This window comes from Agrobacterium sp. CMT1 (genome assembly GCF_037203725.1).
GTDB classification, from domain to species: Bacteria; Pseudomonadota; Alphaproteobacteria; order Rhizobiales; family Rhizobiaceae; genus Agrobacterium; species Agrobacterium pusense.
Map to the genome: position 1 here is coordinate 467732 of NZ_JBBCAR010000003.1, position 14339 is coordinate 482070.

Sequence of the window (14339 nt, forward strand, 5' to 3'; positions counted from 1 at the left end):
GAAAAGAGGCCGTCATGTCGAAAGACCAGAAACCCGTTGAAAACCTCACCGAGCTTGAAGCCTCTTCGGAGCTTGCATTTCTGGCGGCCGAGCTTGCCCGCCATGACGCGCTTTACCATGGCAAGGATGCGCCGGAGATTTCCGATGCGGAGTATGACGCGCTGAAGCGGCGCAACGACGCCATCGAAGCGAATTTCCCGGCGCTGGTGCGGGCCGACAGCCCATCGAAAAAAGTAGGCTTCGCGCCGCTTCCGACCTTTGCGCCCATCGTGCATGCGCGACCGATGCTGTCGCTCGACAATACGTTCTCGGAAGAAGATCTGCGCGACTTCGTCAGTTCGGTTTATCGTTTCCTTGGGCATCTGCCTGATGACTCCATTGCTTTCACTGCGGAACCGAAGATCGACGGGCTTTCCATGTCCATCCGCTACGAAAACCGCAGGCTGAAGACAGCGGCGACGCGCGGTGACGGCACGACCGGCGAAAATGTCACTCCCAATATCAGGACCATCAAGGAAATTCCGAACGAGCTGCCCGCCGATGCGCCCGATGTGGTGGAAGTGCGCGGCGAGGTCTATATGGCCAAAAGCGACTTTCTGGCGCTGAACGCCCAGATGGAAGCGGAAGGCAAGCAGACCTACGTGAACCCGCGCAATACTGCCTCCGGCTCCCTGCGTCAGCTGGACGCCAATGTGACGGCGAAACGCAAGCTGCGGTTTTTCGCCTACGCCCTCGGCGAGGTTTCGAATGGCGGTCAGCCGACGCGGATTGCTGATACCCAATATGGCATCGTCGAGAAGTTCAGGGAGTGGGGTTTCCCGGTTAATCCGCTGATGAAGCGATTCACGTCCGCCCAGCAATTGCTTGAGCATTATAATGAAATCGGTGTTGCGCGGCCCGATCTCGATTACGATATCGACGGTGTGGTCTACAAGGTCGACCGGCTTGATCTGCAGGAACGGCTGGGCTTCCGCTCGCGCAGCCCGCGTTGGGCGACCGCACATAAATTTCCAGCAGAGCAAGCCTTTACGACGGTTGAAAATATCGAAATTCAGGTTGGCCGCACCGGCGCGCTGACGCCTGTCGCGCGTCTTACCCCCATCACTGTCGGCGGTGTCGTCGTTACCAATGCCACGCTGCATAATGCCGATTATATCGAGGGCATCGGGAATAGCGGTGAGCGCATCCGCCCGGAAGATCACGATATCCGCATCGGCGACACTGTTATCGTGCAGCGGGCCGGCGATGTCATTCCGCAGGTTCTGGACGTGCTTCTGGAAAAGCGACCGGCCGGGGCGGCAAAATACGCCTTCCCGGAAAAATGTCCGGTCTGCGGCAGCCATGCGGTGCGGGAGCGTAATGAGAAGACCGGCAAGCTCGATTCGGTCACGCGCTGCACCGGCGGTTTCGTCTGCCGGGCCCAGGCGGTGGAGCATCTGAAACATTTCGTCTCGCGTAATGCCTTCGATATCGAAGGGCTGGGCACCAAGCAGATCGATTTCTTCTTCGAAAGTGACGATCCTGCGCTCTCGATCAAGACCGCACCCGACATCTTCACGCTGAAGGCGCGTCAGGATGCTTCCCATCTGACCAAGCTCGAAAATATCGACGGTTTCGGCAAGGTCAGCGTCAGGAAGCTGTTCGACGCCATCGATGCCCGCCGCGAGATCGATCTGCACAGGCTCATCTTCGCGCTGGGCATCCGCCATGTGGGTGAGACTACGGCGAAGCTTCTGGCGCGCTCTTATGGCACTTACGACCATTTCGAAGAAAGCATGAAGGCGGCGGCGGATCCCGCAAGCGAGGCTTGGGCCGAGCTTAATGCCATCGACGGCATCGGCGAGGTGGTGGCCCGCGCCATTGTCGAGTTCTACAAGGAGCCACGCAATCTCGACGTCATTGATCGGCTGATAAGGGAACTTCGTCCGAAAGACGCGGAAAAGCCTTCAACGGAAGGCAGCCCGGTGGCAGGCAAGACGGTGGTGTTTACCGGCTCGCTGGAGAAGTTTACCCGCGACGAGGCGAAGGCCCGGGCGGAAAGTCTGGGCGCCAAGGTTGCCGGTTCCGTTTCGAAAAAGACCGATATTCTGGTGGCGGGGCCGGGAGCGGGCTCCAAGCTTGCCAAGGCGGCGGAACTGGGCGTGCAGACCATGGATGAGGACGAGTGGCTGGCGCTGATCGGCGGCTGAGGGGCCGTCATGGAAATAATGTCCTCTGCCGCTAGAGCTTTGTGCCTGAGACGGAGGATAAGGCATGGATGACCGCATCGTCGTCAGCGCAGAGCAGGTCCGGGCGCTGGTTGTCAGCCAGTTTCCTCAATGGGCGGCGTTAGATGTTCGGCCGGTGGAACTGAGCGGCTGGGACAATCGCAGTTTTCGCCTTGGCGATGAAATGCTCATCCGCATGCCGAGCGCCACCCGTTACGTGGCGCAGGTCGAGAAGGAGCATCGATGGCTGCCAACGCTTGCGCCTTTCCTGCCTTTTCCGATCCCTGCTCCAGTAGCGCTCGGGCAGCCGGGGCAGGGTTATCCGTTCCGTTGGTCGGTCTATCGCTGGCTCGAAGGGGAACCGCTTGCTCAGCATCTGGAGAAGGTCGATCTGTCGGTCATTGCCATTGATGTCGCCACGTTCTTGAGATCATTACACGAGGCGGATGCTGTGGATGGCCCGGTCGCAGGGGCGCATAACTTTCATCGCGGGGGCTCGCTTGCAGTCTATGACGGGGAAGCGAAGGCCTCGGCGGCGCGGCTTGCCGGTGAGGTGGATCAGGCGCTGGCTATCGAGATATGGCAGCTTGCGCTTTCGAGTCATTGGCAAAAGCAGCGGGTGTGGGTGCATGGCGACATTGCCGAGGGCAATCTGCTGGTGAAGGATGGCAGGCTTTCGGCCGTCATCGACTTCGGCAGTTCCGGCGTAGGCGATCCGTCTTCTGATCTCATTCTCGCGTGGAATGTGCTTGATGCTGAAAGCCGGGCTGTTTTTCGCAGAGCGCTCGATCTGGATGAGGCCACATGGCAGCGCGGGCGCGGGTGGGCCTTATGGAAGGCGCTGATCGTTCTGGATGCCGAGCGCGGCCGTAACGAAAAAATGGCCGAATGGTCGCGCCGGACCATTCGGGAAGTGTTTGCCGACCACTTGCGCAGCTAACCGACTATCGAAGTCGTGCCATCACGTGGGCATCAACGTATTTGCCATCTCGATAGGCGTCGTTGCGCAGGGTGCCTTCAAGTTCAAAACCGAATTTCTCGTAAAGCCGGATCGCGGGGAGATTGTCGGTGAAGACGTTGAGTTCGATGCGGCGGATATCGTGCCAATTATCGGCGGTGTCGATCAAAGCCGCCAGAATATATGTTCCGACACCTCTGCCGGCAAAATCGTCGTGGACACTGATTACCAGATCAGCAATGTGGGACTGTCTTCCTGCCCTGCGGAACAGTCCTGCATTGGCAACGATCTTTCCCCGCCATTCGCCAACGATGGCGATATCGTTGGGGCCGCGGTTCTCCATCGATTTTCGTGTTTTTTCAACCGACTGAAATGGTTGTCGAAGCGTGCCGTGACGGACGCCGGGCAGGTTGAACATTTCTGTCAGGGCTTCAGCGTCGTCCAGACGCGCGGCGCGCAGGACGACTTCATTCAAGCTGAATTGCGAATCTTCATTATCGGCAAATTTCACAGTCTGCATGCCTGTCTCCTCGGGCGTATGGGAGCAGGAGTGCGAACCCTGCTCGACTGGCAGGGTGGAAATGGATCGCTTAACGCGACGACATACCTTCCCCTGCCGGGTGGCCGGTGATGGTGTGACGACGGGTGGTGTTCTGCTTCGCGATCATGGGCGCACAATGCTTTTGCCGTGTAATTCTGTCAAGCAGGTGCGTTGCCCAGCAGGCTTCTGAGTTTTGACGGCAGCCTGCCGTCGATCGCCGCAAGACCCGCAGCAATCATCGCCATGCCGGCGAAGTGCTTCATTTCCAGTTGCTCCCCTAGAAGCAGGGAACCGAGCAGGATGGCGCTGACGGGGATGAGGAAGGTGACGAGGGCAAGGTTGGTGGCGCCGGCGCTGGCAAGAATGCGGAAGAAAATGAGATAGGCGAGCGCCGTCGAGAGCAGTGCGATGCCGACAAGCGCGCCCCACGTGCCGAGGCTCGGCATGGCGAGTGTCCATGGCTTGTCGATGAGAAGGGCGGCCGGGATCAGCATCAGTGCCGAAGAGGAAATCTGGCCGGTGGCGGTCATCAGCGGCGGCACGCCCATGGCCTTGAAGCGGCGGCCGAATATGCCCGCGAAGGCATAAGAGATGGCCGCGCCGAGAACGGCGATCTGGCCCCAGAGGCCGGATGAGCCGGTAAAGGCGGCGGGGCCGATCATGGTCGCCACGCCGGCAAAGCCGACCAATACGCCGGTCAGCTTATTGCCGGTCATCTTTTCATCAGTGGTGAGAAAATGCGCGACGATAACCGTGAAGAGCGGCGTTGTGGCATTGAGGATCGAAGCCAGTCCGCTGGCAATATGGGTCTGGCCCCAGACGATCAGGCAGAAGGGCATGATGTTATTTAGAAGGCCCATGCCGAAAAAGGCGCGCCACACCGCCCATTGCCTCGGCAGGCGAAGGCCCATGATGCGGCAGACGATCTGAAGCGCGATTGCCGCAAGGGTAACACGCAGTGCGACGATGGTGACGGGAGGTAGTTCCTTGACCGCAACACCGATGAAAAAGAACGATCCGCCCCACAGGAGCGAAAGCGCGACGAGCATCGCCCATTCGCGGGCATCCATCTGTTTCTGTATCGCCATTATCATCTCCAACGCATGAGCATCGACATGATCGCAGACGGGATCCCCGCCATCCACCCGATATTGGTTGAGTTAATCTCAAGCTCGGAGGTGATGGGTTTTCACGTCGCTCTGTGTCTGGTTGCGTCCATTTACTCTCTGTTTTATGGTGTTTTCAAACGATTGTTTCTCGTTCGATAATTGAGTTGAGCTAAATCATGTCCGCCGAACTCCCGTCTCTGAAAGGGTTGCAGGCCTTCGAGGCCGCAGCGCGCTATCGCAGCGTCACGCTTGCCTCCAACGAGTTGAATGTCACGCCCGGCGCCGTCAGTCTGCAAATCCGGGAGCTGGAGGCGCGGCTTGGTGCGCAATTGTTTTTTCGCAAGCCGCGTAGCATCCAGCTGACGCGCGAGGGGGAGCGTTATTACGGCGCGCTCCGCACCGCTTTCCGGATGATGCGCGAGGCGACGGCGGAGCTGACAGCGCGGTCCGAGATCACCGTTTTGACGCTGAGCTGCACACCGACCTTCGCCGTCCAATGGCTGATGCCGCGATTGCCCGCCTTCCAGCAGCAGCACCCGCAGGTGGATGTGCGCATCAGCGTCACGAACCGATTGGTGGATTTTTCGAGGGACGACGTCGATCTGGCCGTCCGGCACGGTTTCGGACGGTACGAAGGGCTTGAGAGCATCCGCTTCATTGATGACAGCACGTTGCCGGTCTGCTCGCCCCAGCTTCTTGAAAAATACGGCCCGCTACGGGAAGCGGGCGATCTGAAATCGGTCCCGCTGCTGCATGATGAAAACCGCAATGAATGGCGGCGCTGGCTGGAAGCGGCAGGTGCAGCGGAAGTCGACGCGTCCGGCGGCACCGTTTTCATCGACAGCAACGGCGCGCTGGATGCCGCCAAGGCCGGGCATGGCATTGCACTGACCCGGCGTTCGCTCGTTTCCCGCGAGCTTGCCAAAGGTGCATTGATTGCGCCATTCGGTAAGGACATGGCCAGCACGCTCGCCTATTTCCTCGTTTATCCCAGGCGTATGCTCGATAATCCCGATCTCGTGACGCTCATCGACTGGATGCTTTCGGAAGCGCATTCCAGCGAACCCGGTTCTCTTTGAGGCCGATCCGGTTTATGCCGGAAGAAACAATGGGAATCACTCTTGAAAACCATCGCCATCGACTTCGAAACCGCCAATGAAGAGCGGGGCAGCGCCTGCTCCGTCGGCCTTGCCTGGATAGAAGACGGGACGATCGTTCGTGTCGAGGAACGGCTGATCCGGCCGAAGGACATGCGGTTTTCGCCCTTCAACATCGCCGTGCACGGCATCCGCCCTGCCGATGTCGAGGATGCGCCCGAATTTCCCGAGGTGATGGAGGAGTTCATCGACGACTTCCATGGTGCGACGATGATAGCCCACAATGCCGCCTTTGATTTCAGCGTCATGCGCGCGTCCTTCGACAAATATCGACAGTCCTACCCCGACCTTTCCTATCTGTGCAGCGTCAAGATCGCCCGGCATGTCTGGCCCAATCTGGCGTCGCACAAGCTGAATGTGATCGCTCATCACCTTCAGCTGCGTTTCGTTCACCACAATGCCGCGGAAGATGCCGTTGTCTGCGCGGCCGCGTCGATTGCGGCGGCCAAGGCATTGAGTGTTGCCCATATCCACGATCTGCCGGAGAAAATCGGCATGGTGGCCGGTCGACTTACCGCCACGGGCTACCAGCCGTGCAGCATGAAAAAACGGCCTGCCGCCCGGGTTGCGTAACGGTGGCTTCCACCTATGTTTGAAGCAGCGTAACGGAGAAGATGCGATGACAAAGAAAACTCTGTCGGGCTTGTTTGCGGGCTTTCTGGTGTTGCTTCCGGTGACTGCGGCGAATTCGCAGGTGGTTGGCGAGGTCGGCGTCGACTGGATCGGCAATGATATCATGATAGAGGCGATCGCTGATCCGAAGATCAAAGGCGTGACGTGCCATGTGACCTATTTCGAGCGTGGCGTCATCGACCGGCTGAAAAACGGCAACTGGTTCGAAGACCCCTCCAACAACGCCATTTCCTGCAGCCAGACCGGGCCGGTGGAGATTGGTGACATCAATCTTTCGAAGGGCGGCGAAGAGGTGTTTCGGCAGGGGATGTCGCTGGTCTGGAAGAAACTCGTCGTCAGCCGCGTCTACGACAAGGCCAATGATACACTGATTTATCTGGTGCACGCGCGGGAACTGACCGATGGTTCCGCCAAGATGGCGATATCGACGGTGCCGCTCTATAACCAGCAGGTGACATGGGAAAAGGGCAAGCCGTAAGGCTCGCCCCCGCAATTGCCATGTCGATGCCGTGGATTACGCGGCTTCGCGCGCCAGTTCGTCGGCGATAACCGTGTCGAGGTTGAGGAAGCAGACCATGCTTTTTTCCAACGCGACGATACCGCGGCAGAAGCTTCGCTGTTCTTCCGGAATGATATCGGGCGCGGGCTGCAGATCTTCGGAGCGGATGGTCATCATGTCGGAGACCTGTTCCACCAGAAGGCCGACCAGCTTGCCGCCGATATCGGTAACGATGATGGCGGAGCGCTCGGAGGGCTCGGTCATTTTCATGCCGAGGCGGCCGGCCATGTCGATGACGGGAATGACGGCGCCGCGCAGGTTGATGAGGCCGAGAACATAAGGCGGGGTGTGCGGCATCGGGGTCACCGGCGCCCAGCCGCGGATTTCGCGGATCGCCATGATATCGATGCAGAATTCCTGATCGCCCAGATGAAAGGAAACGATTTCGAGATATGCGCCGGATTGCTTGATGGCGTTGGACATGACGGCAGGTTTCCTCTGATGGCTCTCTAACAGGCCCACGCAGGATTGAGCTTTATGCGGCGGCCGGAGAATGGACCGGGAGACATCATGTCGAGGCTTGAAAAGCCGCTGGGGTCATAATGCATGGCAAGATTTTAAACTTTCCCTAACAATTCTCCATCTCGCCACGGCAAACTCCAGTATTTTACCGGTTTTCGACTGTGCGTGGACGGGCTATGATAGGAACATGAACGCGCTCGTTTCCCATCCTCTGAAGTTTATTCTGGCTGGACTTTCGGTGGTGGCTTCGCTTGCCATCGTGCTTCTTGCGTTTGACGGCTGGGTGCGGCACGGCACCGATATTTTCCTTTCCGCCGTGCAGAGCGGTATCGCCTGGTGCCTGTGACGCCGCGCCGTCGTCGGGCTTTGTGACAAATCAGCGCGGTCGGCTCAAATACGGCCAGTTGATTTGCCGTCGCCGCCGTCCTTCGCTATCTGTCTGTCGGACGCCCGGACACGGCGCAGGCTTTCGGGGTAGGATTGGACAATGAGAAATATTCGCATCGTATTGTGGGCGGTCGTGCTCGTTCTAGCCGGCGTCGTCAGCTGGCTGACGATCGAAATGACGAAGACCCGCGAGCAGATGGTGGAGACCGCCTATGGCGTGCCGTTCGAACTGACGGCTCAAACGGGTCAGCCGATTACCGAAAAAGCCTTTCAGGGCAAGCCGACAGCGCTTTTCTTCGGTTTCACCCATTGCCCGGAAGTCTGCCCGACGACCCTGTTCGAGCTGAATGGCTGGATGGAGAAGGTGGATCCGGCTGGCGACAAGCTGCAGGCCTATTTTGTTTCCGTCGATCCCGAGCGTGATACGCCTGAAATCATGCAGCAGTATGTGTCCAACGTGTCGAAGCGGATCACCGGCATTACCGGACCGGCCGACAAGATTGCCGAGACGCTGAAAGGCTATCGCATCTATGCCAAAAAGGTGCCGGTGGATGAGAAGGACCCGAATGGCGATTACACCATGGATCACACGGCATCCGTTATCCTTCTCGATGCCAATGGCCGTTTTGCGGGAACGATCGCCTATGGTGAAAATCCCGATGTTGCCGAGCAGAAGCTTCAGAACCTGCTAAAGGGCGCGAAGGTTTAATTGCGTTCGGCTTATTGGACTGAGGGCGGTTTTGTGGCAAAGGCAGATTGAACAGCCGAAGCCAGAGGAAACAGCCTGCCGTGAGCGAAATCCGACTTTACGTCACCACGACCGAAATCAAGGCCGGTGAAATTCTCGATTTGATGTCGGACTATTTCGGCGAGGAGGATGTTGCGATCGCCACGACCGAGGTGGACGAGAAGCGCGACATCTGGGAAGCCTCTGTCTATTTGATGGCGGAGCAGGAAGAGGAATTTCGCGAGCGCATCAGTACGCTGCTTGCGCCGGCCTTTCCGGGCCTTGTCATCGAGAAGGAGATTGTTCCTGATGTCGACTGGATCGCCAAATCGCTTGAAGGTTTGAAGCCTGTCCGGGCAGGGCGTTTCATTGTTCACGGCGCTCATGATCGCGACAAGGTGCGGCCGAACGATCTGGCCATCGAAATCGAGGCGGGACAGGCTTTCGGGACCGGCCATCATGGCACGACGGCGGGGTGCCTCGAAATGATCGAAGAGGTTCTGCGGGCGCGGCCCGTGCGCAACGCACTCGATCTCGGCACTGGCAGCGGCGTTCTGGCGATCGCCGTGCGCAAGATGCGTCCTATTCCCGTGCTTGCGACGGACATCGATCCCGTCGCTGTGAGGGTGGCGAAGGAAAATGTCCGGCTTAACGGCATTGTTTCGGGCATGGTGCTGGAGACGGCGCCGGGTTTTCACTCGGACGCCTTCCGCAAGCATGGCCCGTTCGATCTCATCATCGCCAATATTCTCGCGCGGCCACTCATCAAGATGGCGCCGCAGCTCGTCACGCATCTGGCACCCGGCGGCACTGTCATCCTGTCGGGCATTCTGGCGTCACAGCGCTGGAAAGTGCTTTCCGCCTATAATGGCGCAAGGCTTTCCCATGTCCGCACCATCTGGCGCAATGGCTGGGTGACGCTGCATCTTCGCAAGGACTGAAGCTCTCGCAACATTTATTGCGGACAAAAGAAAAGGCGGCGCTTTCGCGCCGCCTGAAAACCCGCGAGCCTGGGAGGAGCTTGCTCAAGCGGGTAGACGTATTCCTGTCCGGACGCGGGGTAGGGAGGAATGCCGCGCCGGATAAAATCAGAATACGTAGCTGGACTTTGCCTTGCGACGCAGATCGGCGCGGTTCATGCCGAGCGCTTCGAGCGACTTGTCGTCGAGGTTCAGAAGGGCGGCGTTGACATGACGGCTGACCTGACGCTCGCGTGCTTCAACGACGCGATCGAAGGCGGTGCGGAGGAAAGATTTTGCCATTGCTTCAAATCCTTGTTTGCCAGGAGAGTGTCTCTCTCGCTGTGTTGATCCTAATATAAGCGATGTGTTTTTGTTTGGTTAGAGGGTATATCTCAGGGTAGGAATGCATTTTTTGCATATCATTAAGCCTTCAGTATTACTTATTCCGCAAAATATGCCCAATTTATCACCGCAATCCCGGGCATCACTTATGTCTTGAAACCGGCTTTGTCCGCGTGGCATTGTCGTTGCGCGCCAACGATTTGATGGTGCCGACAAACAGCTTTCTCCATGTCAGTTCCCGAAAGATGCCCATGTTCCAGACCTTCGAAAACAAATCCGCGCCGCAATTCGGCAAGGCTCGCGTCGAGGCGCTGCGCGCCGGTTTCGATGCCCTCGGTATCGATGGGTTTCTGGTGCCGCGCGCCGATGAATATCAGGGAGAATATGTGCCTGAGTGCGCCGAGCGCCTCTCATGGTTGACCGGATTTACCGGTTCCGCCGGCATTGCACTGGTAACGCGGAAGGAAGCGGTGGTATTCGTCGATGGGCGCTACACGACGCAGCTAAGCTCGCAGGTTGACCAGACAGTGTTCACTGGTGGTGATCTGGTCGGTGCGCCACCTTCCGTCTGGCTTGCCGAACATGCTCCAAAGGGTTTCCGGCTTGGTATCGATCCGTGGCTGCACACCGGCGCCGAATTGAAGCGGCTTGAAAAGGCGATCGCCGGCAAGGGCGGTTCAATCGTTCTTCTGGAAAAGAACCCGCTCGATGCGCTGTGGCAGGACCGTCCCTCCGAACCGCTGGAGCCCGTCGTCATCCAGCCAGAGGCATTTACCGGCAAGCTGGCGAAGGAGAAGATTGCTTCACTGGCGGAAACCGTTTCCGCAAAGGGGGCAGATGCGCTGCTGGTGACCGACCCATCGTCCATCGCCTGGATTTTCAATATTCGCGGCAACGACGTGCCGCATACACCGCACCCGCTCGCCCGCGCGATCATTTATGCAGATGGCAGGGCCGATATTTTTCTCGACAAGCGCAAGACCGGCATCGAGGCCGAGGCCTATCTGGCGCAGCTCGCGACACAATTGCCGCCGTCGAAGATCGCGGATCGCCTGCACGCCATTGCCAGCGCCAAGGGCCGGGTGATGGTGGATGCCGATCTGACGCCAGTGGCGCTGACCGGCGCAATTACCGCAGCGGGCGGCTCCCTGATCGAGGAAGCCGATCCAGTGCGTCTGCCCCGCGCGCGCAAGAACAGAGCTGAGCTTGCCGGTTCCGCCGCCGCCCATGTGCAGGATGGGGCGGCCATGGTTGAATATCTCTGCTGGCTGGATCGTCAGCAGCCCGGCACGGTGACGGAAATCGACGCCGTCAAGGCGCTGGAGGCGGCTCGCGTCAAGGTGGGGCAGGGACTGCAAAACCCGCTCAAGGATGTCTCTTTCGACACGATTTCCGGGGCCGGCGCACATGCTGCCATCATCCATTACCGCGTCACGACAGATACGGATCGAACACTTGCCGATGGTGAGATGTTCCTCGTCGATTCCGGTGCGCAATACGTCAACGGCACCACGGACATCACCCGCACCGTTGCCGTCGGCAGCGTTCCGGAGGAGCAGAAGCGCTTCTTCACGCTGGTCCTGAAGGGCATGATCGGCATAAGCACCGCACGGTTTCCAAAGGGAACGCGCGGTTGCGATCTCGATCCGCTGGCGCGCATCGCTCTCTGGAAAGCTGGCGCGGATTATGCCCACGGCACCGGCCACGGTGTCGGTTCCTATCTTTCGGTGCATGAGGGGCCGCAGCGCATTTCGCGGCTGTCGACACAGGAGCTTTTGCCCGGCATGATCCTGTCGAACGAGCCGGGTTATTATCGTCCCGGTGCCTTCGGCATCCGTATCGAAAACCTCATCTATGTGCGCGAGGCAGAAGAGGTGGCCGGAGGCGACCAGCCGATGTTCTCTTTCGAGACGCTGACATGGTGCCCCATTGACCGACGGCTGGTGGTCACCGCACTTTTAACTGACGAGGAGCTCAACTGGCTAAATGCCTACCACGCAGGCGTCCTGGAGAAGCTTTCTCCCCTGATAACCGACGAAGAAGTCAAGGTGTGGCTCGTTGCGGCGACCAAGCCATTGGAGCGGGTTGCCTAAAGCAGCCCGAAATGCCGGATGGCGATGACGATGGCCCAGCCGATGGCGAGCATCGTCAGGCCGGGAAAGCGCAGGCAGACCAGAAGGGCGCCCACCATGCCGATCTTCACCTCGTATCCGCCTTCAAAAAAGGCGGGTGCGACGAGTGTGGTGAGAACCGCCACGGGAACGGCGTTCAGGCCCGCCTCCATCCGCGGCGGGATGGATTTCATCCGCGTCATCAACACATAACCGCCGATGCGGGTGAGATAGGTGGCGATGGCGGCGAGTGCGATCAGGAAAATCGTATCTGCGTGCAGAACGTTACTCATGGCGTTTCCACCCCATTCTCAGAATTCGTCGCGCCATTCGGTTTCGGCGGATAGAGGACCGCGACGAGAATTCCGGCGACGGCGCCGAGACTGACATGCCACGGCGAACCGACGATGTGATAGGCAACCGTTGCGCCGACTGCACTTGCCAGCATGACAGGGTAGAAATTTTCTCGCTGACGGAAGCTCAGCACCATGCCCATGAAATAGATCGGGAGCAGGACATCGAGACCGATGGCTTTCGGGTCGCCGATCATATTGCCGAGCGATGCGCCGAGAATGGTCATGGCCAGCCACAGCACATAAACGGGTGCCGCAAAGCCCATGTACCAGGAAAAGCCCACCGTGCCGGTATTTTCGTATTTCCTCACCGATTCGGCGAATTGCGGATCCACCAGCACGAAGAAACCCGCGGCCTTCTGTAGGAATGACCAGTTCGAGATCATTCGGGCGATGGCGGCGGAATAGAGGATATGGCGGAAATTGACGGCGAACACGGAAAGAACGATCAGCCAGGGGGCAACCTTCTGGCCGAACAGTTCGATACCGACGAGCTGGCTTGCACCGGCGTAGACGGTGCCGCTCATGATCGTGGCTTCGGTGACGCTCAGCCCGTTATCGACCGCGACCGCGCCGAACAGCGCACCGAAAGGGGCGGCGGAGAGGGCGATCGGGAAACCGCCCTTCAATCCCTCGCGAAAATCTTTATTGAACATCTCTGGAACTCCTTGCCGCCGCTCTATCGCCGTCCCGTCCGACTGGCAAACGAATTGCATGAATGGATCGATTGATTAACTTGAAGCTTCCGTTACGGTATGGTGCCGGCTGACGGTCTCGTCGCCGTCTTCCGACGCCGCTAAATAATCAGACCATGGAAGATCGATGCTGGAGAAGCAGGAGAAGGCCGCGTTGGCCGCACGTGTCCGGGACTATCTTGCCCGGGAAGCCGAAGCTGAAATCGGCCTTCTGCAGGCGGAAATCTTCGTGGATTTTCTGGCGGAGGAATTGGGATATGTGTTCTACAATCAGGGGCTTCGCGATGCGCAGGCGGCGATTCTGAGACGTCTTGAGGACGGGGCGGGGGATATAGACGTGCTGGAGAAACCGAAGCCGCGCTGATGCACCCACTGCGCAGAGGCCTATCAAAAGGGCTCCTGTGGCGAGCACGGCAATCGGTAAACTGGTAGGCGCAGCTCCCTTTAATCGCCCAATATGTCGCGGCTTTTAAGAATGATCGCGCCTTTTTCACGCATCGTCGCAATAGCGGCTTTTATACCCTGCGGGTCGATGCCGCGGCTGGCATCTTCGATGAAGCGGACCTTGACGCCGGGCAGCATGTCCAGCGCATCGAGCACCGAAAAACTGACGCAATAATCGGTGGCGAGGCCACAGACATCGAGTTGCGTCACGCCCTGTCGGGTCAGATAATCGGAAAGCCCCGTCGTCGCGCCCTGGTCATTGTCGCGAAAGGCGGAATAGCTGTCGACAGCGGGGTTTTCGCCTTTCTGCTGAATGTAGTCGAAAGCTTCCGTCTTCAGATCCGGGTGGAATTCCGCATCCGCCGTGCCCTGCACGCAATGGTCGGGCCACATCATCTGCGGTTTGCCGGAGAGTTCGCCCATGTCGAAGGGTTTCTTGCCGGGATGCTGCGAGGCGAAACTGCCGTGGTTTTCCGGGTGCCAGTCCTGCGAGGCGACGATGAGGTCGTAGCCGCCATTGTCGATCAGGGCATTGGCAGTGGGCACAACCTTGTCTCCATCGGCAACGGCCAGATTGCCGCCCGGGCAGAAACCGTTCTGAATATCGATGAGCAGCAACGCCTTCATGATGGCCTCCCTTTTCCGGGCAGGATGCCAAGCTGCTCCTGGGGGATCAAGCCTTTTTCCGCCTG

Annotated in this window: 17 protein-coding genes; 10 read left to right on the forward strand and 7 right to left on the reverse strand. The window is 58.8% G+C overall.

Annotated features, from left to right (window positions below; genetic code table 11):
- The first annotated feature begins 14 nt into the window (after positions 1–14).
- A complete protein-coding gene (gene ligA, locus WA845_RS07215; protein ID WP_072494635.1) occupies positions 15–2189 on the forward strand; it encodes an NAD-dependent DNA ligase LigA in 2175 nt (724 codons plus the stop codon).
- Positions 2190–2253: 64 nt separating this feature from the next.
- A complete protein-coding gene (locus WA845_RS07220) occupies positions 2254–3147 on the forward strand; it encodes a phosphotransferase (protein WP_112553899.1) in 894 nt (297 codons plus the stop codon).
- 4 nt (positions 3148–3151) lie between these two features.
- Here WA845_RS07220 and WA845_RS07225 read toward each other — a convergent pair whose 3' ends face one another.
- Together WA845_RS07225 and WA845_RS07230 are read right to left on the reverse strand one after the other, a co-directional pair.
- Entirely contained in the window at positions 3152–3685 is a 534-nt protein-coding gene (locus WA845_RS07225) for a GNAT family N-acetyltransferase (protein WP_035209694.1), read from the reverse strand.
- A gap of 179 nt (positions 3686–3864) precedes the next feature.
- Positions 3865–4794 carry an EamA family transporter gene (locus WA845_RS07230; RefSeq protein ID WP_162719138.1) on the reverse strand — a complete coding sequence of 310 codons (930 nt, stop codon included), beginning with the start codon at positions 4792–4794 and terminating at the stop codon, positions 3865–3867.
- 197 nt (positions 4795–4991) lie between these two features.
- Between WA845_RS07230 and gcvA the strand changes: the two genes are divergently transcribed.
- Genes gcvA through WA845_RS07245 form a run of 3 tightly spaced genes read left to right on the forward strand, consistent with a single transcriptional unit; the run spans position 4992 to position 7083 of the window.
- Entirely contained in the window at positions 4992–5894 is a 903-nt protein-coding gene (gcvA, locus tag WA845_RS07235; protein ID WP_337322239.1) for a transcriptional regulator GcvA, read from the forward strand.
- Between the two features lie 42 nt (positions 5895–5936).
- On the forward strand, positions 5937–6545 hold the full coding sequence (locus WA845_RS07240) for a 3'-5' exonuclease (protein WP_045531907.1): 609 nt from the start codon (positions 5937–5939) through the stop codon (positions 6543–6545).
- 46 nt (positions 6546–6591) lie between these two features.
- Entirely contained in the window at positions 6592–7083 is a 492-nt protein-coding gene (locus WA845_RS07245; protein ID WP_004442768.1) for a CreA family protein, read from the forward strand.
- Between the two features lie 36 nt (positions 7084–7119).
- On the opposite strand, the gene WA845_RS07250 is transcribed toward WA845_RS07245, so the two are convergent.
- Positions 7120–7587: a chemotaxis protein CheW gene (locus WA845_RS07250; RefSeq protein ID WP_003522339.1), complete on the reverse strand. Its 468-nt coding sequence runs from the start codon at positions 7585–7587 to the stop codon at positions 7120–7122.
- 226 nt (positions 7588–7813) lie between these two features.
- On the opposite strand from WA845_RS07250, the gene WA845_RS07255 reads away from it, so the two are divergent.
- The 3 genes from WA845_RS07255 to WA845_RS07265 all read left to right on the forward strand — a co-directional run bounded on the left by WA845_RS07255 (position 7814) and on the right by WA845_RS07265 (position 9681).
- Positions 7814–7972: a hypothetical protein gene (locus WA845_RS07255; RefSeq protein WP_006697769.1), complete on the forward strand. Its 159-nt coding sequence runs from the start codon at positions 7814–7816 to the stop codon at positions 7970–7972.
- Positions 7973–8113: 141 nt separating this feature from the next.
- Positions 8114–8722: a cytochrome oxidase assembly protein Sco gene (gene sco, locus WA845_RS07260; RefSeq protein WP_022556589.1), complete on the forward strand. Its 609-nt coding sequence runs from the start codon at positions 8114–8116 to the stop codon at positions 8720–8722.
- 80 nt (positions 8723–8802) lie between these two features.
- Positions 8803–9681 (forward strand): 50S ribosomal protein L11 methyltransferase, encoded by an 879-nt coding sequence (locus WA845_RS07265; protein ID WP_004442762.1) that lies wholly within the window; start codon positions 8803–8805, stop codon positions 9679–9681.
- A gap of 147 nt (positions 9682–9828) precedes the next feature.
- On the opposite strand, the gene WA845_RS07270 is transcribed toward WA845_RS07265, so the two are convergent.
- On the reverse strand, positions 9829–10002 hold the full coding sequence (locus WA845_RS07270; RefSeq protein WP_003522343.1) for a hypothetical protein: 174 nt from the start codon (positions 10000–10002) through the stop codon (positions 9829–9831).
- Positions 10003–10295: 293 nt separating this feature from the next.
- Between WA845_RS07270 and WA845_RS07275 the strand changes: the two genes are divergently transcribed.
- Positions 10296–12137 carry a M24 family metallopeptidase gene (locus WA845_RS07275; RefSeq protein WP_112553895.1) on the forward strand — a complete coding sequence of 614 codons (1842 nt, stop codon included), beginning with the start codon at positions 10296–10298 and terminating at the stop codon, positions 12135–12137.
- On the opposite strand, the gene WA845_RS07280 is transcribed toward WA845_RS07275, so the two are convergent.
- Together WA845_RS07280 and WA845_RS07285 are read right to left on the reverse strand one after the other, a co-directional pair.
- Positions 12134–12448 (reverse strand): AzlD family protein, encoded by a 315-nt coding sequence (locus tag WA845_RS07280; protein ID WP_004442758.1) that lies wholly within the window; start codon positions 12446–12448, stop codon positions 12134–12136. The two genes, WA845_RS07275 and WA845_RS07280, sit on opposite strands and share 4 nt — an antisense overlap.
- The gene (locus tag WA845_RS07285; protein ID WP_045531905.1) at positions 12445–13164 is read right to left on the reverse strand and encodes an AzlC family ABC transporter permease; all 720 of its coding nucleotides are present in this window, start codon (positions 13162–13164) and stop codon (positions 12445–12447) included. Before WA845_RS07285 ends, WA845_RS07280 begins: the two co-directional genes overlap by 4 nt.
- A gap of 166 nt (positions 13165–13330) precedes the next feature.
- Between WA845_RS07285 and WA845_RS07290 the strand changes: the two genes are divergently transcribed.
- The gene (locus tag WA845_RS07290; RefSeq protein WP_337322240.1) at positions 13331–13567 is read left to right on the forward strand and encodes a DUF2164 domain-containing protein; all 237 of its coding nucleotides are present in this window, start codon (positions 13331–13333) and stop codon (positions 13565–13567) included.
- A gap of 80 nt (positions 13568–13647) precedes the next feature.
- Here the strand turns inward: WA845_RS07290 and pncA are convergent, their stop codons facing one another.
- A complete protein-coding gene (gene pncA / locus WA845_RS07295; RefSeq protein ID WP_112553893.1) occupies positions 13648–14274 on the reverse strand; it encodes a bifunctional nicotinamidase/pyrazinamidase in 627 nt (208 codons plus the stop codon).
- Positions 14275–14339 lie beyond the last annotated feature (65 nt).

Coding starts and splice junctions, on each gene's coding strand:
- WA845_RS07275 (WP_112553895.1), top strand. CDS start 10,296: ATGTTCCAGACCTTCGAAAACAAATCCGCGCCGCAATTCGGCAAGGCT.
- WA845_RS07220 (WP_112553899.1), top strand. CDS start 2,254: ATGGATGACCGCATCGTCGTCAGCGCAGAGCAGGTCCGGGCGCTGGTT.
- WA845_RS07290 (WP_337322240.1), top strand. CDS start 13,331: ATGCTGGAGAAGCAGGAGAAGGCCGCGTTGGCCGCACGTGTCCGGGAC.
- WA845_RS07245 (WP_004442768.1), top strand. CDS start 6,592: ATGACAAAGAAAACTCTGTCGGGCTTGTTTGCGGGCTTTCTGGTGTTG.
- WA845_RS07270 (WP_003522343.1), bottom strand. CDS start 10,002: ATGGCAAAATCTTTCCTCCGCACCGCCTTCGATCGCGTCGTTGAAGCA.
- WA845_RS07285 (WP_045531905.1), bottom strand. CDS start 13,164: ATGTTCAATAAAGATTTTCGCGAGGGATTGAAGGGCGGTTTCCCGATC.
- pncA (WP_112553893.1), bottom strand. CDS start 14,274: ATGAAGGCGTTGCTGCTCATCGATATTCAGAACGGTTTCTGCCCGGGC.
- WA845_RS07255 (WP_006697769.1), top strand. CDS start 7,814: ATGAACGCGCTCGTTTCCCATCCTCTGAAGTTTATTCTGGCTGGACTT.
- WA845_RS07225 (WP_035209694.1), bottom strand. CDS start 3,685: ATGCAGACTGTGAAATTTGCCGATAATGAAGATTCGCAATTCAGCTTG.
- gcvA (WP_337322239.1), top strand. CDS start 4,992: ATGTCCGCCGAACTCCCGTCTCTGAAAGGGTTGCAGGCCTTCGAGGCC.
- WA845_RS07230 (WP_162719138.1), bottom strand. CDS start 4,794: ATGGCGATACAGAAACAGATGGATGCCCGCGAATGGGCGATGCTCGTC.
- WA845_RS07280 (WP_004442758.1), bottom strand. CDS start 12,448: ATGAGTAACGTTCTGCACGCAGATACGATTTTCCTGATCGCACTCGCC.
- WA845_RS07250 (WP_003522339.1), bottom strand. CDS start 7,587: ATGTCCAACGCCATCAAGCAATCCGGCGCATATCTCGAAATCGTTTCC.
- sco (WP_022556589.1), top strand. CDS start 8,114: ATGAGAAATATTCGCATCGTATTGTGGGCGGTCGTGCTCGTTCTAGCC.
- ligA (WP_072494635.1), top strand. CDS start 15: ATGTCGAAAGACCAGAAACCCGTTGAAAACCTCACCGAGCTTGAAGCC.